Origin of the sequence: Halopseudomonas sp. (assembly GCF_036961105.1) — a bacterium.
In the GTDB taxonomy this organism is placed as follows: Bacteria; Pseudomonadota; Gammaproteobacteria; order Pseudomonadales; family Pseudomonadaceae; genus Halopseudomonas.
In genome coordinates this window covers 114,822-137,811 of record NZ_JBALWW010000001.1, presented here as the reverse complement: position 1 = coordinate 137,811, position 22,990 = coordinate 114,822, and the positions used below count along the sequence as shown (strand labels likewise).

Genomic DNA, 22,990 nt, shown 5'->3' with positions numbered 1-22,990 from the left:
ATGCCTTTCAACAGCGTACTGATCGCCAACCGCGGCGAAATCGCCATTCGTCTTGCCCGCGCCCTGGCGGAAATGGACATCACCAGCGTCGCGGTCTATGCCGAAGACGATGCCGCGTCACTGCATGTGCGTCGCGCCGATCAGGCCATAGCGCTACAAGGCCAGGGCGCAGCAGCCTATCTGGATATGGACCAACTGGTAGGCATCGCCCAGGCGCAGGGCTGCGATGCCATCCATCCCGGCTACGGTTTTCTCAGTGAAAATGCCGAGTTCGCCCGCCGCTGCCAGGCTGCCGGTATCACCTTCATTGGCCCCGCGCCAGAGGTACTGGAAACCTTTGGTGACAAGGCCAGCGCGCGGCGGCTGGCGCTGCAGCAGGGCGTGCCCCTGGTGCAGGGTACCAATGAGCCGACCACGCTGGAGCAGGCCCGCGAGTTCATGCTGTCTTTGGGCGGCGGCGCAGCCGTCATGCTCAAGGCGCTGGCCGGCGGAGGCGGTCGCGGTATGCGTGCGGTGCGCAACCTGAGCGAGCTGGACGACGCCTTCACACGTTGCAGCTCCGAGGCGAAAAGCGCCTTCGGCAACGACGCGCTCTACATCGAGCGCCTGATCACTCGCGCCCGGCACATCGAGGTACAGATCATCGGCGATGGCACGGCAGTCAGCCACCTGTGGGAGCGCGACTGCACCCTGCAACGGCGTAACCAGAAGCTGCTGGAAATCGCCCCCGCCCCCTCGCTCGACGCCGGCATTCGTAAGCAATTGCTAAGCGCCGCCAGGACCCTGACTCAGGCGGTTGGCTATCGCGGCCTGTGTACGGTTGAGTTTTTGCTGGACGAAGACGCCGGCGACTTCGTGTTCATGGAAGCCAACCCGCGCATCCAGGTCGAGCATACGGTTACCGAAGCGGTGACCGGCATCGACCTGGCGCAAACCCAGATTCGTCTTGCTGCCGGCGCCAGCCTTGCCGAGCTCGGGCTACAACAGGCGCAGATTCCGGCCGCCAAGGGCTTTGCCGTGCAGCTGCGCATCAACCTAGAAAGCATGGACAATGACGGCAGCGCGCGCCCCGCTGGCGGTACCCTGAGTGCGTACGAGCCACCCAGCGGCCCCGGTGTGCGGGTAGACGGTTACGGCTACAGTGGCTACACCACAAGCCCGCGCTTCGACTCGCTGATCGCCAAACTGATCGTGCACGCCAACGACAGCTACGCCGGCGTACTGCGCCGTGCCTATCGCGCGCTCTGCGAGTTCCGCCTCGAAGGCGTGACCAGCAACCTGCAATTTCTACAGAATCTGTTGCAGCATGCCGCCGTAACGGCCAACGATGTGAGCACCGGTTTTATCGAAAGCTATGCCGCCCAGTTGAATAACGCCTCCGGCACCGACCATCCGCACCGCTACTTCAGCATCGCCAACAACGCCGGGGCCGAGCAGACCTCACAAACCGACGCCCCGCCAGGCACTGAAGCTGTGACCGCACCAGTCCAGGGTGTGCTGGTCAGCCTGGATGTGCAGCCCGGCGACGCGGTAGCCGCCGGCCAGCAGGTCGCAGTCCTTGAAGCCATGAAAATGGAGTTTGTGGTCAGGGCCGCACAGAGCGGCATCGTTCGCGCACTCGCGGTCGAACCCGGCGCCAGCCTGTTCGAGGGTAGCGCCCTGCTCTACCTTGAACCGGCGGAGGTTGCCAGCGATCAGCAACTGAGCGAAGAGACCATCGACCTGGAACACATTCGTGCCGACCTGCGCGAAGTGCTGGAGCGCCAAGCCGACCTGACCGACGAACGCCGACCCACTGCAGTGGCCAAACGCCGTAAGACCGGCCAACGCACCGCGCGGGAGAACCTTGCCGATCTGCTCGACGATGGCAGCTTCATGGAATACGGCGGTTTTGCCCTGGCCGCCCAGCGCACACGTCGGACCCATGCCGAGCTGCTGGAAATGAGCCCCGCCGATGGCCTGATTACCGGCATTGGCACCATCAACGCCGCGCAGTTTGGCGCCGAGGCCGCACGCTGCATGGCCCTGTCCTACGACTACACGGTATTCGCCGGCACCCAAGGCGTGACCAACCACAAGAAAACCGATCGGATGCTGGAGCTGGCCGAGCAATGGCAGCTGCCGCTGGTGTTCTTCACCGAGGGCGGTGGCGGCCGGCCCGGCGATATCGACAAGGTCGGCGTGGCTGGCCTGGATTGCACCACGTTCATGCGCATGGCGCGCCTGTCCGGCATGGTGCCAACCGTGGGTGTGGTCTCCGGGCGCTGCTTTGCCGGCAACGCCGCACTGCTCGGGTGCTGTGATGTGATCATCGCCACCGAGAACGCCACCATCGGCATGGCCGGCCCGGCGATGATCGAGGGTGGGGGCCTGGGCCGCTTCACGCCCGAGCAGGTGGGCCCGGTCAGCATGCAAGGCCCCAACGGCGTAATCGACGTGGTGGTGCCGGACGAGGCGGCCGCCACGCAGGTGGCCAAGCAGTACCTCTCCTACTTCCAGGGCGACCTGCCCGTATGGGAATGCGTCGACCAGCGCGAACTGCGTCATCTGATCCCTGAGAACCGCCTGCGGGTGTACGACATCCGCCAGGTGATCGAGAAGCTGGCCGATGCCGGCTCGGTGCTGGAGCTGCGTCGCCAGTTTGCGCCCGGGTTGATCACCGCGCTGATTCGCATCGAAGGCAAGGCCTTTGGCCTGATCGCCAACAACCCCATGCACCTGGGCGGCGCCATTGATGCGGCGGCCGGCGACAAGGCTGCACGCTTCATGCAGCTGTGCCAGGCGCACGGGCTGCCGATGGTCTCGCTGTGCGACACCCCCGGCTTCATGGTCGGCCCGGACGCAGAGCAGCAGGCGACTGTGCGCCATGTCTCGCGCATGTTCGTCACCGCCGCCAGCCTGAGCATTCCCTTCTTCACCGTGGTACTGCGCAAGGGCTACGGCCTGGGCGCGCAGGCCATGGCCGCCGGCAGTTTCCACGCGCCGCTGTTTACCATCGGCTGGCCGAGCAGCGAGTTTGGTGCCATGGGTCTGGAGGGTGCAGTGCGGCTGGGTTACGCCAAGGAGTTGGCAGCGCTGGAGGACCCGGCTGAGCAGCAGGCGTTTTTCGACAAGATGGTGGCCGAGCTGTATGCCCGCGGCAAGGGCATCAGCATGGCCAGCTTCCTAGAGATTGATGCGGTAATTGACCCGCTGGAGACGCGTGACTGGCTGCTGCGCGGCCTGAACGCCGCGCCCGCCGAATCACGCTGCAAAGGCACTCGACCGTTCGTGGATACCTGGTAGTCCGGCTTAGTTCATCGTCAGCTGCAGCCGCTGAGCCTGTTCCAGCTCCAGCGGCTGATGGCTGACAATCACCAGCATGCCGCTCGCCTGGCGCCGCAACAGCGCGGCCAAGACCTGCTCGCGGGTCACGGCATCCAGGCCGGCAAAGGGTTCATCGAGCAACAACACCGGGCGCTGCGCCAGTAGCAGTCGCGCCAATGCGATACGCCGCGCCTGGCCACCGGAGACCTGCGCTCCGTACTCGCCCAACGTGGTATCCAATTGTGCTGGCCGAGCACGCGCCCAATCCGCCAGCGCAACATCCTCCAACAATGCCCAGAGCTGCTGCTCTGTAGCCATTGGCTGGCCCAACCGCAGGTTTTCAGCCAAGGTCATATCAAAAATGTCCAGCTGCTGCGGCAGATAACCAATCACTGAGCGCCATTGCCAGTGCTCGTATGCCTTACCGTTCAACAAGCGCTCGCCACTATAGGCCGGCGGTTCGCCGGCCAGTACTTCCAGCAGGGTAGATTTGCCGCAACCGGAGGGGCCGCTCAGCAATAGTACGTCGCCCGCCTTCAGCTGCAGATCAACCTGCTGCGGACCGCTCAGCGCTCCCTCGTGCCGTGCGCTCAGACCACTCAGACTCAAGCTGCACAACTCGGTCAGTGCCGCCGCACCCTGCTCTGTCTGCTTTGCCGGCTCGCTGGTCAACTGGTTCAGTCGGTCGCGCGCGGCCTGGCTCAACCCCAATGCAATAAAACTCTGCGCCAGCGGCAACAGAACCTCCGTCAAGCCCAACAGCCCCAGCACCGCCGCCAACAGCAAAGGCAAACTAAGTTCGCCAGCCTGCACCAGCAAGCCGCCCTGCCAGAGCATACCCAACAAACTCAAGGACAAGCCAAGCTGTTGCCCCGCAGCAATCAGGCTGACCCATTGCTGCTGTCGCAGGCGCTGCGCGCTGAAGCGCTGATCTTCACCAGCAAACACCGCCTGACGTGCCGACCAACGCTGCCAAAGCAGCAGCGGGGTCAGCATCTGCAGATTATCCAGCAACAGAATGCGCCGCTGCTCGGCGAGCCCGACGTCGGCCCGTGCCAGTCGAGCAGCGTGCCGCCCCGCCAGCAAGGGCAACAGCAACCAGGCCAGCAGCACACCCGGCAGCGCAGTCAACGCCAGCAAAGGCGCCAATAGATAACAGCCACCCAGCAACACCGCGGTTAACAGCGACGCCCAAAACCAGGGCGCGACCACCCGCAGGGGAAAGAAGTCGAGCAGATCAATATCCGCTACCAGACGATGCATAGCGCTGCTGGAGCGGGTCACTGAGCTGTGACCGCGTCCCGCGACACGGGCGAACAGGCTGATGCGCAAATCCTTTAGCAAGCCGAGTGCTGCGTGGTGCGATGCCAGCCGCTCGGCGTAGCGTCCACCAGTGCGCACAATGGCGCAAAGACGAATCAGTGCCGCCGGCCGAAAATAGTCAAAGCCGTAAGCCGCTGTAGTGGTCAAACCCGCCAGTGCCGCCGCGCTGATAAACCAGCCGGATATTGCCAGCAACGAGATGGCAGCAAACAGGGTGCAGCCCCCCAGAAACAGCGCCAGATTCCACTCACCCATACGACTACGCAACAAGCCGCGCAGCCGTATCGAGTTCAGTTTCAGATTCATGCTGTCACCTGCGTTACGCTGGGCGCATCCAGACTGACGACCCGGTCCACCCACTCCAGGCCAGCCAGTTCATGACTGACCAACAGCACAGTGCGCCCCTGACTGAGGCGCTCCAGCAACGCGTTGATATGCGCAGCTGTTTGCGGATCAAGGTGCGCCGTAGGTTCATCCAGCAGCCAGACCGGTGTGTCACGCAGCAACAGCTGCGCCAGTGCCAATCTGCTCAGCTGACCACCCGACAACCCCAGCCCACGCTCACCCAGGGGCGTTTGCAGCTGCAAGGGTAGCTGGCGGATAAGCGGCCAAAGGGCGACCTGATCCAGTACCGCGACCAATTGCGCATCGCTGGCTTCGGGGGCCGCCAGACGCAGATTGTCTGCCAGATTGCCGTGCAGGAGTTGTGGCTGCTGTGACAGGAAGCCGAGCTGTTGATGCCAATCTGCGCGCCGCAGAGTCAACAGCGATTGCTGATTGATGCGAATCTCACCACCGTAGGGTAGAAAACCGAGCACAGCCTGCAGCAGGCTGGACTTGCCACTGCCGCTGGCACCCTGCAGCACTACTCGCTCCCCCGCAGCCAGCTGCAAGTTGAAGGGTGCCAGGCGCTGGGCTATGTCGAGCTGGTGAAAAGCCAATGACGGCGCCGCACTCAACTGCAACGGCTGCTGCCCCGGATGCTGCCAAACCTGCAACTCCAGCAGCGGCATTAGCTCACTCAGTGCGGCCTCGGCTTCGGCCTTGGCGTGATAGTCCGAGCCCAACTGACGCAACGGGTTATAAAACTCGGGCGCCAACAGCAGAATGAACAAGGCGCCCTGGTAAGGCACCGGAATACTACCCTTGGCCCAGGGCAGTATTCCCAACAGACCGAGGCCCAGGTAAAGCGCCACCAGCGCGATAGCCAGCGCTGAGAAAAACTCCAGTACCGCGCCAGACAAAAAGGCGATACGCAGCACGCCCATGGTGCCGGCACGGTAGTGCTCGGCCGCCCGGGCCACCTCAGCCTCGGCTTGCGGTACCGCCTGCAGATGCTGAAGCGTCTTCAAGCCACGCAACAAATCCATAAAGCGGCCACTCATACGCGCCAGGGCAACAAACTGCTTCTGGCTGGCAGCGGCGGCCGCCTTACCCAGCAGAACCATAAAAAGCGGCACCAGCGGTGCCGTAACCAGCATCAGGATGCCAGCCAGTGGGCTGTAATAGAAAATGCAGAGCAGCAGCGTGAGCGGCACCAACACCACCAGATAGCGCTGCACGTGATAGCGGCTGATATAACCATCCAGCGCATCAACCTGCTCCAGCAGGCGACTACCCAACACAGCATCGGCGCCCAGCGCCTGCCTTCCTGGCCCCAGCGCGGCCAACTGTGCCAACAACTGGTCACGCAGTCCGCTGCGCGCTCGCAGGCTGGCCTGCTGACAGAGCCGTTCGCGGCCATACTGCAACAGCGGGCGCAGCAGCAGACACAGCAGCAACCAGGGCAGCAGATCGCGCAATAGAGTTACATCCAGCGCGACCGCGCCGTGCTGCTGCCAGACCACCAGCCAATCGGCAAACAAGAGCGCCAGCAACCAGCTTTGCCAGACCAGCAGCAAGGCGGCGAGATAGGCCAATATCAGCGCAGCGTTCAGCAGTGGCTTGTGCGGCGCCAGCACCTGACGCAGCCAGTGCTGAACGCCGCCGCGAAAGGCCTCAGTCGCTCTGATCTTCTTCACCCACGTAGCCGTTGAGTTCCAACCACATCGCATTGACGATGGCGAAGGAAGACGCCAGCAGCACACCCAGAATCCAAGCGAAATACCACATTGCGTTCTCCTCAATACATGCTGTGAGTGTTGTCACGAATTTGCTGCTCATTGAGGCGACCGCGCATCACGAAATAACCCCAGGCGGTGTAGGCCAGAATCAGCGGCACAAACACACAGGCCACCACAAACATGATCGACAGCGTGGTTTCACTGGCGGTGGCATCCCACATGGTCAAACTGTGATTAGGCATCAAGGATGACGGCATAACGAAGGGGAACATGCTGATGCCAGTGGTAACCAGCACCATCGCCATCGCCATCGCCGAGCTGACAAAGGCCGACACGTGCCAGGCCAACCGGCTGAACAGCGCGCACAATACGAAGCAGATGGCCCCCGACGCCGGCACCAGCCACAGCAAGGGTTGCTTACCGTAGTTATGGAACCAGCCACCCGCTACCACCTCCACTACCTTGTCGGTTGTATGGTTGGCGCCGTTGGTGTCAATCACACTGACCAACTGGTAACCATCAACCCCCAACCACAGCCAGACGCCGCCAAGTACGAAGAGTACGGCGCAAGTCAGCGACAGCAGACTGGCAATGCGCTCGCTGCGCGCCTTGATCTGCCCTTCGCTCTTGAGTTGCAGATAGGCTGCGCCATGATTGACGAACATCAGCAGGCTGAGTACGCCGGCCAGCAATGCAAAGGGGTTGAGCAAGCCCAGCAGGTTGCCGGTGTAATCCAGTCGCAACAGGTTATCGAACTGAAAGGGCACGCCCTGCAACAGATTGCCAAAGGCGACGCCAAAGATCAGCGCTGGCACAGCAGAGCCCAGCGTCAATAGCCAGTCCCAGCGGCTACGCCACTGCTCATTGTCGATCTTGGAGCGATACTCCAGCGCCAGCGGGCGCAAGAAGAGTGCAAATAGCGTCAGCATCATGGCCAGATAAAAGCCACTGAACGAGGCGGCATAGACCGGCGGCCAGGCGGCGAAGAGCGCGCCGCCAGCCGTCACCAGCCAGACCTGGTTGCCATCCCAGTGTGGGGCTATGGTGTTAATCATTACGCGGCGCTCGTCGTTGCTCTTGCCCACGACCTTGAGCAGCGACGCCACGCCCATATCAAACCCGTCGGTGACCGAGAAGCCAATCAGCAGCACACCAATCAGCAACCACCAGATAAACCGCAGCGCTTCATAATCCATGATCAAGCCTCCTGTACAGGGGTGGTTTCCAGGTCATAGCGACCGGTATGCAGGCTGGATGGGCCCTTGCGTGCATATTTGGTCATCAGCCATACCTCGATAATCACGAAGATGCTGTACAACACTGCAATGGAAACAAGCGTGAACCACACCTCGCTGACTGAGAGGCTCGACACTGCCAAATGGGTTGGCAGAATTTCACCTATGGCCCATGGCTGGCGCCCGTACTCGGCAACAAACCAGCCGGTTTCACAGGCGACCCAGGGCAGCGGCAGGCTGAATATGGCGAATTTGAGCAGCCACTTGGGCTTGTCCGGCGTGCGCCGTGCGCTATGCCAGAAGGCGCAGGCAAATAGCAGCAACATCAGCATCCCGCAGCCGACCATCACACGAAAACTCCAGAACAGGGGCCACACCTTGGGCACGGTGGCCTCCACTGTCGCCGCAATCTCTTCCGGACTGGCGTTTAGCACATCGTCGGTATAGCCACTGAGCAGCAGACCGAACCCGAGGTCATCGCGCACCGCGTTGAAGGCCACCAGCGTGGTTGCGGATTTGTCGCCGGCACGAATACGCTGCATCAAATCGTAGGCTTGCTGCCCACGTACGATTCGCTTCAGGTTGTTCTCCTTGATCTCACGCAGGCCGGGTACCTGTTCGTCCAGCGAACGCGTAGCAATCAAGCCCAGTACCGCAGGAATCTTGACGGCATAATCGGTGTGCTGCGCCTCTTCGTTGGGCAAGCCAAAGAGGGTGAAGGCCGCAGGTGCTTCCTGGGTTTCCCACTCCGCCTCGATTGCGGCCAGCTTCACTTGCTGCACCTCACCGACCTCATAGCCAGATTCGTCACCCAGAACGATGACCGACAGTACGCCGGCCAAACCAAAGGCCGATGCAATGGCAAAACTGCGGCGGGCAAACGGCATATCACGTCCCTTGAGCAGATACCAGCTGGAAATGGCCAGCATGAAAACAGCGCCGGTGACATAGCCAGCTGAAACGGTATGTACAAACTTGACCTGCGCGACCGGGTTCAAAAGCACCTCAGTGAAGCTGGTCATTTCCATGCGCATGGTTTCAATATTGAACTCGGAGCCAATCGGGTATTGCATCCAGCCGTTGGCGATCAGAATCCATAGCGCAGAGAGATTGGTTGCGATCGCCATCAGCCAGGTCACAGCCAGATGCTTGACCTTGCTCATGCGCTCCCAGCCAAAGAAGAACAGACCAAAAAGCGTAGACTCCAGAAAGAAGGCCATCAGCGCTTCAATCGCCAGCGGGGCGCCAAAAATATCGCCGACATAGTGGGAGTAATAGGCCCAGTTGGTACCGAACTGGAATTCCATTGCCAAGCCGGTGGTGACGCCGAGGGCGAAGTTGATACCAAACAACTTGCCCCAGAACTGAGTCATGTCGCGGTAGATGGTTTTGCCGGTCATCACGTAGACCGACTCCATGATGGCCAATAGAAAAGCCATCCCAAGCGTGAGCGGTACAAACAGAAAGTGAATCATGGCAGTCAGGGCAAACTGCATTCTGGAAAGATCAACAATGTCCATCTGCATGCTCCGTAGCAGCGTGGAAGAACGGGAAAATCATTTACACCCTTGGCTGCGCTCGCCTGGCCCCGTACGGTAGAAGTACGAAGCCAGATAGAGAGGACTGATGCATCACCTGCCGGCGAGGCGCCCCTGAAGCATTGGGCAAGCCTGAGTGCGCTTCAAGGATATAAGGAGCGGGATGATGGCAGGTTGACGTACGTCAACACTGTACTAGTGCGGCTGCGGCAAGGCGTCGCAGCGGCGTGCAGCTGTGGCACGGCAGAGAAGAGTCATGCGCAGGGGATAATAGCCCCGCCGTCCAATTGAACAACCCGATTCGCCCTGGGCAGTTGCGCCGCATCGTGCCCCAGCAACAGCACCGTGCGCTCAGTCAGCCAGGGCTCTATGCGGGCGCAAATACGCTCCCGCGTGGCGGCATCCAGTCCATTGAAAGGCTCATCCAGAATTACCAGCGGTGCGTTCTTCAACAACACCCGGGCCAAGGCCAGCCGGCGCCCTTCACCGCCGGAAAACTGTTTGCCCGACTCGCCGACCCAGGTGTTCAACCCGGCCGGCAGTGCCTTGACCAACTTATTCAGATCGACCATTTCGAGTACCTGCCAGAGCTGCTGGTCGGTCGCTGCCGGGTTGCCCAACAGCAGGTTGGCGGCGATGCTATCGTGCAGCAGTTCAGTCTGCTGCGTGAGATAGCCCAGTTGGGCACGCCATTGCAGCAGAGGCAGCTCGCTCAATGCAACATCGCCAGCGCGCATCACCCCCGCATCCGGATCGAGCAGACGTGCGGCCAGTGCCGCCAGCGTCGACTTGCCACAACCGGAACGTCCGACCAGGGCCAGGCGTTCACCCATTGGCAAGCGCAAATCCAGCCCGTACAGACCAGCGTGTTGCACTGTCACGCCCTGCCAGCGTAGCGTCAAATCCTTAGGGATGGCCGCCGGCTGCGCCGGCTCCAGCAATGCACTGCTCATTGCCACTTGCTGGTTCAGACGCGCCGCTGCAGCGCGCGTGCCACCAACATGCGCAAAAGCCGCCGGCAAACCGGCAAAGCCTTCGCCCAAGGCCATCAGGGCCAGCGCGATCATCACCGCCACCGGGCCAGAGAGCAGTCCGGCGGTGTAGGCGTGCAGCGCACCGAACAGGCCCACCAGCACGCTGCCACTGACACCCAGGGTGGCCATTGCCTGGCCCATAGCGATACGCCCCTGCAGCGCCAGTTGATCATCGAGCATCTGCTGACTGGCCTCGAGCAGCTGCTGGCGCTGCCACTCCAAGGTGCCGGCGGCGCTCAGCTCCGCCAGGCCCTGCAGCTGCTGCACGGCGCTCACTCGCAGGTCATCCAGCTGCTGCACCCGGCGCGAACTGTAATGCAGCCCCAGCAGCGCCATGCCCAGGGTCAGACTCAGCAACAGTGTCAGCAGGAGCGCGCCGAGCAGCAAGGCCAGCGACAGCTGGAAGAAGGCGATCAGCGCACACACCAGCATTATGCCCAGCAAGGCCACCAGCGGCGGCGCCAGCAGGCGCAGGTAAAGGGTATCCAGGGTATCGATATCGGCGGTCAGCCGATTGAGCCACTGCGCCGCACGCAGGCGACCCAGTGTGGCGCCATCCAGCGTTGCCAGGGCCGCAAAATGGCGCCCCCGCAAATCGGCCAGCAAGCTCAACACCGTGTTGTGGTTGAACACCCGCTCGGTATAGCGCGCCACGGTCCGGGTGAGCGCAAAAAAGCGAATGCCGCCACCAGGCACGTAGACATCAAACATCACCTTCTGCCCGGCCGCCCACAACAACGCCGTGAGCCCGGTGGCGGTAATGAACCAGCCGGACAGCGCCAGCAGACCTATGGCGCTGAACAGCGTGAGCGCCAACAGCAGCGCACCCAGTACCAAACGCGCGCGGCGCTGCAGGATCAGTCGGAGCCAGGGGCGCAGCTCAGACATGCACCAGCCTCCCCTGCTCAAGCAGGCAGCGATGGTCGGCCAGCGCCAACACCGCCGGATGATGGGTGGCGACAATCAGGGTCTTGCCGCTATCGGCCAGGGCGCGCAGCGCGGTTATCACCTCCGCCTCGCTGTGTGCATCCAGGCTGGCCGTTGGCTCGTCCAGCAGCACCAGTTCTGCCTTCGACAGCCATACCCGAGCCAGCGCCAGCCGCTGCGCCTGTCCGCCAGACAGCCCCCGTCCGCCCTCGCCCAAGGGGGTATTCAGCCCTTGCGGCTGCGCTGCCAGCAAAGCGCCGAGCCCTACCGCCTCTATCGCTTGCAGCATGGCATCATGTTCGGCCTGCGGCGCAGTCAGGCGCAGGTTCTCTGCCCAGCTCCCATGCACCAGCCATGGTCGCTGCCCGAGCCAGGCAATCGGCTGTTGGCCGGGTTGCCGAGCAAAAATATGGATGCTTCCCTCACTCACGGGCACAAAGCCCGCCAGACAATGCAACAGGCTGGATTTGCCCGAGCCAGAGGGCCCGGTTATGGCCACTACCGCGCCCCGCGCAACAGTCAGGGAAAGGTCATGCAGCACTCGCCCGCGGCCGGGATAGTCCAGCGCCAGGCGCTCTATGCTTATGCCGTGGGGGTCGCCAGCAATGCGATCCTCGTCTTGCACAGAGCCAGCTTCGGCTGATTGCAGTTCAGCCATCACATCCGCTGCCGCCAGCGCCGCGGCGCGGTCATGGTATGACTGCGCCATAGTGCGCAGCGGCTGAAAGAACTCCGGCGCCAGCAGCAGGATCAGCAGCCCGCTGAACAGCGTCAACTGCGGCGCCGGGCCGTAATCGATATAGCCCAGCAGGCCAAAACCGATATACATGGCGACGACCGCGATGGCCACAGAGGAAAAAAACTCCAGCACCGCAGAGGAAAGGAAGGCGATGCGCAGGGTGCGCATGGTCACGGCGCGATAGCGTTCAGCGGCCTGCTCTACCGACAGGGTTGCCGCCGCGACCTGTCCGAACAGCTGCAGGCTGGTGAGATTGCGTACCCGGTCGAGAAAGTGCCCAGCCAACCGCCCAGCCTCGAGCACATGTTGCTGGCTGACCTTCTCGGCGCTCATACCCACCAGCGCCATGAACAGCGGAATCAGCGGCGCTGAGACGAGCAGAAACACCGCAGCCAGCCAATCGAGCCAGAACACCAGGAGCAGAATCATCAAGGGAGAGAGTAGCGCCAACCATTGCTGCGGCAGATAACGTGCGTAATAGCCGTCCAGCGCTTCCACCTGCTCGACCCACTGGTTGGTCAGGGCCGCACTGGAACGGACGGCCATGCGCACCGGACCAAGTACTGCCCAGCGCATGGCGACCTGTTCGCGCACGTTCTGGCGCACCCGCACACTGGCGTGCTGGCCGCAACGCTCCTGCGCTGCCTGCGCCAGCGCGCGAAACCCTATTGCCAACAGCAGGGCCGCACCCGGCCAGAGCAATTCAGCGTAAGGAAGCTGCGCCACCAGCACAGCCTGCACCAGCCAGGCGATCAGGGCCATCTGCACAATCACGCTCAGGGTATGTAAAAGCCCCGCGAATACCGCAGCCCGCAGCCAGGTCTTGACGCCCAGCCCTTGCTGCCGCAACCAGAGCCGGCTGCGGCGCGCGGGCTCAGTGATAGCCTTCACCCACGCGGACCTTGCCGCGGAATACCCAGTAGGTCCAGGCGGTGTAGGCCAGGATGATCGGAATCACAAAGAGCATGCCGAGCAGCAGAAACAGCTGTGAACCCGGCGCCGAAGCGGCATCCCAGAGCGTGAAGTTGGGCGGAATCACATAGGGCCAACGGGTCCACAACAGGGCGAAATAGGTCGAGAAGAACATCGCCATGGTCGCCAGGAAGGGCACCACCTCCTTGCGTTTACGCAGCCCGCTCCAGATCTGATAGGCAAAGAACAGTGCCAGCGCCGGGAAGATCCAGATCCAGCGTACAGTCGCGAACCAGCGCTCGAATGCGCTAGGGTCAACCGAGGGCGTCCAGATACTGATGATGCCGAATACCGCCAGCACTGCCGCCAGCATCCAGGGTGCCACCCGGTAGGCCCACTGCTGAATATAGCCTTCGGACTTCATGATCAGCCAGGTGCTACCGAGCAGGCCGTAACCCGCCATCAGGCCAATGCCTGTCATCACCGTAAAGGGCGTCAGCCAATCAAAGGGGCCGCCGGCATAGGCCAAGCCTTCGGTCTCGTAACCCTGTACGTAGCTGCCAACCACCACGCCCTGGGCGAAGGCGGCGAGATAAGAGCCTCCGGCAAAAGCCCAGTTCCACAGGTAGCGGGAGGTTTTCGCCTTGAAGCGAAACTCGAATGCCACACCGCGGAAGATCAAGCCGGCAAGCATCAGAAATACGCCGATATACAGCGCCGGCAAGAGGATGGAATAGACCAGCGGGAAGGCGCCCAGCAAACCTGCTCCGCCCAGTACCAGCCAGGTTTCGTTGCCGTCCCACACTGGCGCGACCGAGTTCATCATCACGTCACGGGCATCTTCATCCGGCGCAAAGGGGAAGAGCATGCCCACACCCAGATCGAAGCCGTCCATCAATACATACATGATCACCGCAAAGGCAATGATCATGGCCCAGATCATCGACAGGTCAAAGATTTCCGATTCCATGCTCAGGCCCCCTTGTGCTCGAATGTCACGTCGCTTCCCGACAGCGGACGTGCCGGCCGGTGCACGTCATCGTCCTCCTCGCCATGCAAGGCGTCGACTTCAAGCCCGTCCTGCAATACCCGCATCAGGTAATACAGGCCTGCGCTGAAAATCATCGCGTAGACCGTGATGTAACCCAGCAGGGTGAACAGCGCCATGCCGCCGGTAAGCGACGGCGTCACCCCCTCGGCGTGCGTCATCAGGCCGTACACCAGCCAGGGCGCGCGACCGGTTTCAGTCACGACCCAGCCTGCCAGCACTGCGATAAAGGGCGTTACGCTCATCAATCGCAATGTTTGCAAGAACCAGGGGGTTTGCCAGTAACGCTGCTTGCGGCGCAACAGCAAACCGGTAAAACCCGTCGCAATCATCAATAAACCCAACCCGACCATGATACGAAACCCCCAGAACACAAACGGCACCGGCGGCTGCTCGGCTACCGGCACGTCCTTGAGCCCGGGTACTTCGCCCTCGAACTCGTGCGTGAGAATCAGACTGGCCACATTGGGAATACCCACTTCAAACAGGTTGCTCTGGCTTTCCCGGTCAGGCCATGCGAACAGCAATAGAGGAACGCCCGAAGCCGTCTCCCAGTTACCTTCCATGGCAGCGACCTTGGTCGGCTGGTGCTCCAGCGTATTCAAGCCGTGAAAGTCGCCCACCACCGCCTGGGTAGGCGCCAGAATCAGAATCAACCACAGGCACATCGACAGCGCCTTGCGATTGACCTCCACCTCGCGCCCGCGCAACAAGTACCAGGCGCTTACCCCGGAGACCACGAAGGAACCGGTCAGGAAGGAGGCCAAGACCATGTGCGCCAGCCGATAGGGGAACGACGGGTTGAAGATAGCCTCACTCCAGGAGGTTACAAAAAACACGCCGTCGCGCAGTTCAACGCCCGCAGGGGTATGCATCCAGCTGTTGGCGGAAAGAATCCAGAAGGTGGAGATCATGGTGCCCAACGCCACCATGCAGGCAGCAAACAGATGCAGCCCCTTGGGCACCCGATTGCGGCCAAACAGCAGCACGCCAAGAAAGGCCGCCTCGAGGAAGAAGGCGGTAATCACTTCGTAGCTGAGCATCGGGCCGAGAAAGTTCGCCGCCGCGTAGGAGTAGTTGCTCCAGTTGGTGCCGAACTGGAAGGACATGACAATGCCCGACACCACGCCCATCCCGAAGACCACCGCAAACACCTGGACCCAGAACTTGGACAGGCGCTCCCACACGGCGTTACCGGTTTTGAAGGACAGCATCTCCAGAAAGGCAATAAAGGACGCAAGACCAATACTGAACACCGGAAAGATCGCGTGAAACGACACCACAAAGGCAAACTGGATGCGTGACAGCAGGAGAGGATCCAATTCCATGCGCGCTATTCCTTCTTGGAAAAAGGTGATACCGGTTACCGGTAGACAGCTTGCGGTCAGCTATAGGGTCTTTGGCTGTGACCCTGCTACCGCCTGAATCGTTCCACAGCCCAGTGTGCCTGAGTCTTGCTACACCTGGCATCTGACCATTTGCCGCAGGCCAGCCAAAGGCCGCTGCATAGCGCGCGCCCCAGGATTGCCGCGCAGAGCCTGCTCGGCTAGAGCATGGCCCATAAAGAGACGGCCAGCGGTAATAAAAGTGCGGTTGCCATGCCCATCAGACTCATCGACAACGCGGCAAAGGCGCCCGCCTCCTCGCCCTCTTCCAGCGCACGGGAGGTACCCACCGCATGCGCGGTCATGCCCATCGCCATGCCCCATGCCGCAGGGTGGTCCACCTTGCACAATCGCAACAGCCAGGGTCCGAAGATGGCACCGAGTACACCGGTGAACATCACGAATACCGCTGCCAGCGCTGCCACCCCCCCGATCTGCTCGGCCACCAGCATGGCAATCGGCGAGGTAACCGACTTTGGCGCCAGGGTCATCATGATCATCGGCTCGGCGTCCAGCAGCCAGGCCAGCAACACTGTTATCAGCGTAGCAAAGCCGCCGCCCACCAGCAGACAAATCACCACCGGCCAGAAGAAATTGCGGATTCGTCGCAGGTTCAGATACAGCGGCACCGCCAGCGCCACGGTGGCCGGCCCCAGCAACACCAGCAGCGGCATCACCGCTTCGCGATACCGTGCATAGTCTTCTCCGGCGGCCAGCAGCAGCAAGACCAGCACCAGGGTGGAAACCAGCACCGGGTGAAACAACGCCAGGCGCGTGCGCTCGTACAGCGCCAACCCCAACTGATACGCCGCCAGGGTCATACCGACCCAGAACAAGGGATGATGGGCGACCGCCTGCCAGGCTTGCGCAAAACTCCCCATCAGGATTCCTCGCTGCCTTGCTGGGCGCGAATCAGGCGCTGCATCAGCCACCCGCACAGCGGCAGGCTGACGGCCAGAGAGATAACCAGAGTAAGCATAATGGCACTGGCATCGGCTGCTATCTCGGCGCCATAGACCATGATGCCCACGGCTGGCGGCACCAGAATCAAGGGCAGGTACTTGAGCAGACCGCCAGCAGCCAGGCTGATCGATTCGCTGACCTCACCACGCAGGCAAAGATAAATCACCATCAGCACCATACCGATAATCGGCCCGGGCAGGATCGGCAGCAGCAATACATTCAACCAGGTGCCCAACAGCTGAAAGAAAATCAGCCAGGTCATTCCGCGTAACAACATGATCGCGCCCTTTGCTCAAACAGAACGCTCAAGGTTAAACAGTCAGACGCAAGGTGCCTAGCCCTGCGATGGTAGCAATTGGTAAAGAAGCGAGATGCAGGCTGCCCAAGGCCGCGACTGCTACCAATAAATTGGTCTGACCAAAAATAGAAGCGCCCGCGTACTCGGATGCACGCGGGCGCCTGGCAGCCATGCCAGCTTTGACCAGCCGGCGAGCGTTAGCTGCAGCGGCAGGTAACCTGTTGCCTCAATAACCCCGCAGCTGCGCGAAACGGTTGGCGTGATAGCGATAGTCGCCAAACAGCGCCTGCACGCAGCGCGCGCGCTTCATGAACAGGCCGATATCAAACTCATCGGTCATGCCCATGCCACCGTGCATCTGCACCCCTTCGTTGGTCGCCAGCTCGGCGACTTCGCAGGCCTTGGCCTTGGCCAGGCTAACCAGTTGAGCGGCGTCTTCAGCGCCGGCATCCAAGGCCATCAGCGCCTTGAGAACCGCGGATTTCACCAGCTCGATCTCGCTGAACAGGTGTGCACAGCGATGCTGCAGCGCCTGAAAGGAGCCGATGGTGACGCCGAACTGCTTGCGCTCCTGCAGGTAGGCCACGGTGCGCGCGAAGGATTCCAGAGAAATGCCCAATAGCTCCGCAGCCAGTTGGCCATTGACTACGTCCAGCGTCAGCTCCAGCGCAGCAAAGCCCTGGCCCGGTTGGCCCAGCAGGTCGTCAGCAGCAACCTGCGCCTGGTCGAACGTGACCAGCGCTGCATTGCGGCTGTCGGCCATGCTCACGCGCTCGACGCTGACGCCGGCAGCGGTGCGGTCGACCAGCACCAGGCTGATACCTTCACGCTCGTTCTCTGCACCAGTGCTGCGCGCGGAGACGATCAATTTGTCGGCCACATGGCCGTCGACCACAAACTGCTTGCGCCCCGAGAGCACATAAGCGTCGCCCTTGGCTTCCAGGCGGGTGCCGACCTGCGCCGGGTTATGCCGTGGGGCTTCATCCACTGCCAGCGCCAGCAGCAGTTCACCGGCGGCCACCTTGGGCAGCAGAGCCTCCTGCTGCGCGCTGGAGCCGGCCAGCATCAGCGCGGCCACACCGCCCACCGCGGTAGACAGCAGCGGCGAGGCACTGAGATTGCGACCGGCCTGCTCGGAAACCTGGCCCATGCCCACGTAGCCAAACTGCGAGCCACCCAGGGCTTCGGGAATCAGGGTGCCGACAAAACCCATCTCGACCATGCTCTGCCACAACTCGCGGGAAAAGCCGGTTTCATCGTTGTTGTCACGCAAGGCGCGCAACTGGCTCACCGGCGCGCTTTCGCTCATGAAGCGGGTGGCCGCATCCTTGAGCATCTGTTGTTCTTCGTTCAATACCAATGCTGACATGACGTGGTCCTCTAACCGGTTACTGGAGCCCGAGAATGTTGCGGGAGATGACGTTGAGCTGAACCTCGGTGGTGCCACCCTCGATGGAGTTGCCCTTGGAGCGCAGCCAGTTACGCGGGATCGCGCCACCGCGGTGCGCCTCCCCTTCCCACACCAGACCATCACTGCCATGCAGCGCCACCAGCAGTTCCTGCCGGCGCTTGTTCAGTTCGGTGCCGTAGTACTTGAGCATGGCTGAGGCCGCACCTACACCCTGCCCGGCCTTGGCTTCATCCAGTACCCGCTCTGCAGTCAGCGCAAAGGCAGCCGAATCCAGATCCCAGCGGACCAGTTCGCCGCGCAGGATATCGTCTGCCAGCTTGCCGCCGTCCAGTCCGACGCATTCCACCGCCACCTGTGACAGGGTCTTCTGACCTGCCGCTGTGCGGCCCATACCGCCAATCATTTCGCGCTCGTGGGTCAGCAGGTACTTGGCGATGGTCCAACCGGCGTTGATCTCGCCCACCACCTGATTCTTCTCGACCCGCACGTCGTCCAGGAAGGACTCGCAAAACGGCGAGTTGCCGGAAATCAGCTTGATCGGCCGCGTGCTGACGCCAGGGGTAGTCATGTCGAACAGCACCAGGCTGATACCCAGCTGCTTCTTGGCCTCCGGGTTGGTGCGCACCAGACAGAACATCCAGTCGGCCTTGTCGGCATAGGAGGTCCAGATCTTCTGGCCATTGACGATAAAGTGATCGCCCTCATCGACCGCACGGGTCTGCAGCCCGGCCAGATCGGAACCGGCGCCCGGCTCGCTGTAGCCCTGGCACCAGCGAATTTCGCCGCGCACGATGGGCGGCAGGTGCTGGCGCTTGAGCTCTTCGGAGCCAAACTTGAGGATCGCCGGACCGATCATCCACACGCCAAAACTGGACAGTGCTGGGCGGGCACTGATGCGCGCCAGTTCCTCGCGCAGCACCTTGTGCTCTTCCTGCGACAGGCCGCCGCCACCGTATTCGGTGGGCCAGTCGGGAGCGGTCCAGCCCTTGGCGGCCATGCGCTCCAGCCAGAGCTTCTGGTCTTCGCTGGCAAAGGTGAAATTGCGCCCACCCCAGCATTGGTCAGCTTCGCTGGTCATGGGTTTACGCATGCTCTGGGGGCAATTTTCTTCCAGCCAGGCGCGGGTTTCTTGACGGAACGCGTGTAGATCAGCCACGGCAAACTCCTATTGTTCGACAGGTGAATACAGCTCAGCCCCCAAAGATACTCCGCGCAGCGGTCGTGGTGAGCCGCCTTTGGTCGGCGGAATGAGGACTTATCAGTGTGACTGATGGCGTGCCTGCGCGGCGATGCTCAGACCGACGCCCGCAATGAGCGAAAGCGCCGCGGCGGCACGCCTTTCCAGCGCTTGAAGGCATGAATGAAATTGGATAATTCGCCGTAGCCCAAACGCAGGGCCACCGCCTCCAGCGACAAACCCTCTATTGCCAGTAGCTCTTCGGCCAGTGCCTGCCGGCTTTCATCCAGCAATTGCCGAAAGCTGATCTGCTCGCTGGCCAGCCGACGGCGCAGGGTGCGCTCACTCATGTGCAAGCGGCTGGCGAGCTGCGGCATGCTAGGCACCTGGCCTGGCTGGCTCAGCAATAGCTCACGTACCTGCCCTGCCAGCCCGGCGCGGCCGCGATGACGCTGCAACATCTGCCGGCACTGCATTTCACAAAGCTTTACCGTGCTGGCGTTACCCCCGGCCAGCGGCAGATCGAGCAACTGCGGGTTCAGCTCGATCCGACTCTGCGGCAGACCGAAGTCTGGCAGGCAACCGAGCGCTTGCTGGTACAGACCATGCTCGGCAGCGTCAGGCGAGGGCTGCGTTAACTGTACCGCAGCAAAGGGCGCAGACTGGCCAGTCAACTCCTGCTGAATCAGCGCTATGGCTGCACAATCACGCAGCAATACGAACTGGCGCAGCGGCGCGGGTACCGCGCTCGCATCAAGCTCAAGATATTCCCGAGCGCCCTCGGTGTGCAGCACTATGCGGCTGAAGGCGAAGGTCAGATCCAGGTAGCGCAAGCCCAGCTGCAGCGCCTCGCGCAGATTACTGCTGCTGAGCAGCGCGTAGCCCCAGATGCCATAGTGGGCCAACTGATAACGCCTTCCGGCTTCCAAACCCAATGCCGACTGGTTCGGCAGCGCCTGCAGCAGATTGGCGATAACCTGTAGTTCCTGACTGGCCAGAATGTCCTGCTGAGGGTTGGCCAGCGCCAGCACTGTCAACCCGGTTTGCTGCAGACACTGATCCAGCGAGAGCCCCTTGTCGGTGCCGAGTTGCGTCAGAAGTTGCACGCTGGTGATACGCCGAAGGGTAGGCCAGGGTGAAAGTTGCATGCGCTGTCCGAAAATCACAATTTGATGACCGACTATGCCATAAACTTGGCGTGGGGCAAGGGCTAAGATGCCAGCAGATACAGGAGAACAACAACAATGGATAACCCAAACGCATCAGCGCAGGTGCTCAGCGCCATCATCGTCGGCAGCGGCTTTGGCGGGATCGGCATGGCCATTCAACTGGACCAGGCTGGCATCAGCGACTACCTGATCATCGAAAAGGCCGAAGAGGTGGGTGGCACCTGGCGCGACAACCACTACCCGGGCGCCGGCTGCGATGTGCCCTCGCATCTCTACTCCTACTCCTTTGAGCCGCGCACGGACTGGCCGCACAAATACGCGCGCCAGCCGGAAATCCACAGTTACATCCAACACTGCGTGCGCAAATACCACCTGCAGACGCGACTGCGGCTGGGCTGCGAACTGAGCAACGCCGAATTTGATGCCGCTACCGGCGTATGGCAACTGACCACAGCCGCAGGCGAGACGTTGCGCTGCCGGGCACTGATTACCGCGTGCGGCCAACTCAATCGGCCATTGATGCCCAGCCTCGAGGGCATCGACAGCTTTGCCGGGCCGGCCTTCCATTCCGCCCGCTGGCGGTCCGATATCGACCTGACTGGCAAGCGCGTAGCGGTCATAGGCACTGGCGCCTCAGCCATCCAGTTTGTGCCGCAGATAGTGCCGCAGGTAGCCCGCCTTGAGCTATTTCAGCGCAGCGCCCCCTATGTGATACCCAAGGACGATTGCGAATACGACGCGAGAAAGCGCGCCCGCCTGCAGCGCTTTGGCTGGCTTCACCAATTGGACCGCGCCTGGCAATACTGCACACACGAAGTCCGCGCGCTGGGGTTTGTCTACTTTCCGTCGCTGGTCAAACAGACCGAAAAGTCTGCCTTGAGTCATATGCGCAAGCACATCAGCGATCCGCAAAAGCGCGCGGCCCTGACTCCCGACTACCCGATGGGGTGCAAACGCATTCTGATCAGCAATAACTATTACCCCGCGTTGGCGCAGGACAAGGTCAGCCTGGTGACCGATGCCATCGACTGTGTGGTCCCCGAAGGCATAAAGACCCGCGATGGCCAGGTGCACCCCGCCGACGTCATCATCTACGGCACCGGCTTTGCCGCCACCGAGTTTCTCGCGCCCATGCGGATCACCGGACTGCACGGCCTGGATCTGAACCAGGCCTGGCAGCAGGGAGCAGAAGCCTACAAGGGCATTTCCGTTAGCGGCTTCCCCAACCTCTTCATGCTCTACGGGCCCAATACCAATCTGGGCCATAACTCCATCATCTACATGCTGGAAAGCCAGTACCGATACGTAGTGCAGTGCCTGCAGACCTTGCAGCGTCGCCGCCTGCGCTATCTCGACGTACAACCCCAGGCGCAGTCCCGCTACAACCAGCACCTGCAGCGACAGGCCAAACGTACTGTTTGGGCACAGGGCTGCAACAGCTGGTACCTTACGGCCGAAGGCAAGCAAACGGTCAACTGGCCCGGCTTTACCTTTGTCTACCGCTTCAAGACCCGCAAACCCGAGCTGAGCGACTATGACTGCGTACGTTGACCAGAGCTACAAAGACCCCGCCCAGCCGCGCCTGCGTGCTTTCCTGCGCGGCATGCTGCGCATCTTCTTTCGCGGGCTTATCCGCCCACCGGTGCCCATTGGTTTGCAGCGCCTGGTCCTGGCCATATTGACCAGCGCCATGCCGATACCAAGCGGGGTGAGCCGGCGTCGCGAGCAGATCGCCTATCGCCCCTGCCTCTGGCATCGCCCCAAGAGCGGAGGTGACGGCCGTGTATTGCTGTATCTGCATGGCGGTGCCTTCATTCTGGGCTCCCCGGCCACCCATCGCGCCCTGTGTTCGGCACTGGTCAAGTTCGGCCAATGGGACCTTTGCGCACTGGACTACCGACTGGCGCCGACCTATCCCAGCCCGGCAGCGCGGGACGATTGCATAGCCGCTTACCAAGCCCTGCTGACCCGAGGTTATCAGCCAAATCAGATTACGCTTGCCGGCGACTCGGCTGGCGGCAATCTGGTGCTGGTGACCGCCCTGCGCCTGCATGAGTTGGGCCTGCCGCTACCCGATTCGCTGGTGTGCTTTTCACCCGTCACCGACTTTGCCGGCGAGCAACTGCATAACCCGCCCGCCGGCGACCCGCTGATTCATCCGGCCTGGATGGACCTCGCCCGCGATGCCTACTGCCAACCGGGGCAGGATCGCAGCGACCCGGCGGTCTCACCCTTGAACGGCAACCTGGCGACCCTGCCACGGCTGCTATTGCAGGTGGGCGAGGACGAGTTGCTATTGAATGACAGCCTGCGTCTGGCCGAAAAGGCGCGCGCGCAAGGAGCCCAGGTGCGTCTGGAACGCTATGAGCAGCTCTGGCATGTTTTCCAGGCGCATACCGGTTTATTGAAGGTGTCCGACGAGGCGTTGCAGCGGGTAGTGGATTTCGTCCGACAGCATTGAG

17 protein-coding genes are annotated in these 22,990 nt (G+C 61.8%); 3 read left to right on the top strand and 14 right to left on the bottom strand.

Annotated elements, in window-relative coordinates; translation table 11 throughout:
• Window positions 1-3,285 carry a carboxyl transferase domain-containing protein gene (locus V7756_RS00630; RefSeq protein ID WP_335608228.1) on the top strand — a complete coding sequence of 1,095 codons (3,285 nt, stop codon included), beginning with the start codon at window positions 1-3 and terminating at the stop codon, window positions 3,283-3,285.
• 6 nt (window positions 3,286-3,291) lie between these two features.
• On the opposite strand, the gene V7756_RS00625 is transcribed toward V7756_RS00630, so the two are convergent.
• The 14 genes from V7756_RS00625 to V7756_RS00560 all read right to left on the bottom strand — a co-directional run bounded on the left by V7756_RS00625 (window position 3,292) and on the right by V7756_RS00560 (window position 20,507).
• Complete coding sequence (locus V7756_RS00625) at window positions 3,292-4,935, bottom strand: amino acid ABC transporter ATP-binding/permease protein (RefSeq protein ID WP_335608227.1); 1,644 nt, start codon at window positions 4,933-4,935, stop codon at window positions 3,292-3,294.
• Window positions 4,932-6,650 carry a thiol reductant ABC exporter subunit CydD gene (cydD, locus tag V7756_RS00620; protein WP_335608226.1) on the bottom strand — a complete coding sequence of 573 codons (1,719 nt, stop codon included), beginning with the start codon at window positions 6,648-6,650 and terminating at the stop codon, window positions 4,932-4,934. Before cydD (V7756_RS00620) ends, V7756_RS00625 begins: the two co-directional genes overlap by 4 nt.
• On the bottom strand, window positions 6,628-6,741 hold the full coding sequence (gene cydX / locus V7756_RS00615) for a cytochrome bd-I oxidase subunit CydX (RefSeq protein WP_335608225.1): 114 nt from the start codon (window positions 6,739-6,741) through the stop codon (window positions 6,628-6,630). The genes cydD (V7756_RS00620) and cydX overlap by 23 nt, the downstream gene beginning before the upstream one ends.
• 10 nt (window positions 6,742-6,751) lie before the next feature.
• Window positions 6,752-7,891 (bottom strand): cytochrome d ubiquinol oxidase subunit II, encoded by a 1,140-nt coding sequence (cydB, locus tag V7756_RS00610; protein ID WP_335608631.1) that lies wholly within the window; start codon window positions 7,889-7,891, stop codon window positions 6,752-6,754.
• On the bottom strand, window positions 7,891-9,447 hold the full coding sequence (locus V7756_RS00605) for a cytochrome ubiquinol oxidase subunit I (RefSeq protein ID WP_335608224.1): 1,557 nt from the start codon (window positions 9,445-9,447) through the stop codon (window positions 7,891-7,893). The genes cydB (V7756_RS00610) and V7756_RS00605 overlap by 1 nt, the downstream gene beginning before the upstream one ends.
• 272 nt (window positions 9,448-9,719) lie before the next feature.
• Entirely contained in the window at window positions 9,720-11,387 is a 1,668-nt protein-coding gene (gene cydC, locus V7756_RS00600; protein ID WP_335608223.1) for a thiol reductant ABC exporter subunit CydC, read from the bottom strand.
• A complete protein-coding gene (gene cydD / locus V7756_RS00595; protein ID WP_335608222.1) occupies window positions 11,380-13,056 on the bottom strand; it encodes a thiol reductant ABC exporter subunit CydD in 1,677 nt (558 codons plus the stop codon). The genes cydC and cydD (V7756_RS00595) overlap by 8 nt, the downstream gene beginning before the upstream one ends.
• Window positions 13,040-14,047: a cytochrome d ubiquinol oxidase subunit II gene (gene cydB, locus V7756_RS00590; protein ID WP_335608221.1), complete on the bottom strand. Its 1,008-nt coding sequence runs from the start codon at window positions 14,045-14,047 to the stop codon at window positions 13,040-13,042. Before cydB (V7756_RS00590) ends, cydD (V7756_RS00595) begins: the two co-directional genes overlap by 17 nt.
• Before the next feature lie 2 nt (window positions 14,048-14,049).
• Entirely contained in the window at window positions 14,050-15,453 is a 1,404-nt protein-coding gene (locus V7756_RS00585) for a cytochrome ubiquinol oxidase subunit I (RefSeq protein WP_335608220.1), read from the bottom strand.
• Window positions 15,454-15,671: 218 nt separating this feature from the next.
• Window positions 15,672-16,391, bottom strand: a complete 720-nt coding sequence (locus tag V7756_RS00580; protein ID WP_335608219.1) for an LrgB family protein — start codon at window positions 16,389-16,391, stop codon at window positions 15,672-15,674.
• On the bottom strand, window positions 16,391-16,750 hold the full coding sequence (locus tag V7756_RS00575; protein ID WP_335608218.1) for a CidA/LrgA family protein: 360 nt from the start codon (window positions 16,748-16,750) through the stop codon (window positions 16,391-16,393). The genes V7756_RS00580 and V7756_RS00575 overlap by 1 nt, the downstream gene beginning before the upstream one ends.
• Before the next feature lie 247 nt (window positions 16,751-16,997).
• A complete protein-coding gene (locus tag V7756_RS00570) occupies window positions 16,998-18,140 on the bottom strand; it encodes an acyl-CoA dehydrogenase family protein (protein ID WP_335608217.1) in 1,143 nt (380 codons plus the stop codon).
• A gap of 19 nt (window positions 18,141-18,159) precedes the next feature.
• A complete protein-coding gene (locus V7756_RS00565; protein WP_335608216.1) occupies window positions 18,160-19,338 on the bottom strand; it encodes an acyl-CoA dehydrogenase family protein in 1,179 nt (392 codons plus the stop codon).
• 137 nt (window positions 19,339-19,475) lie between these two features.
• The gene (locus V7756_RS00560; RefSeq protein ID WP_335608215.1) at window positions 19,476-20,507 is read right to left on the bottom strand and encodes an AraC family transcriptional regulator; all 1,032 of its coding nucleotides are present in this window, start codon (window positions 20,505-20,507) and stop codon (window positions 19,476-19,478) included.
• 96 nt (window positions 20,508-20,603) lie between these two features.
• Here V7756_RS00560 and V7756_RS00555 point away from each other — a divergent pair, with 96 nt between their 5' ends.
• Window positions 20,604-22,079: a flavin-containing monooxygenase gene (locus V7756_RS00555; RefSeq protein WP_335608214.1), complete on the top strand. Its 1,476-nt coding sequence runs from the start codon at window positions 20,604-20,606 to the stop codon at window positions 22,077-22,079.
• Entirely contained in the window at window positions 22,063-22,989 is a 927-nt protein-coding gene (locus V7756_RS00550; RefSeq protein WP_335608213.1) for an alpha/beta hydrolase, read from the top strand. Before V7756_RS00555 ends, V7756_RS00550 begins: the two co-directional genes overlap by 17 nt.
• Window position 22,990: the final 1 nt, after the last annotated feature.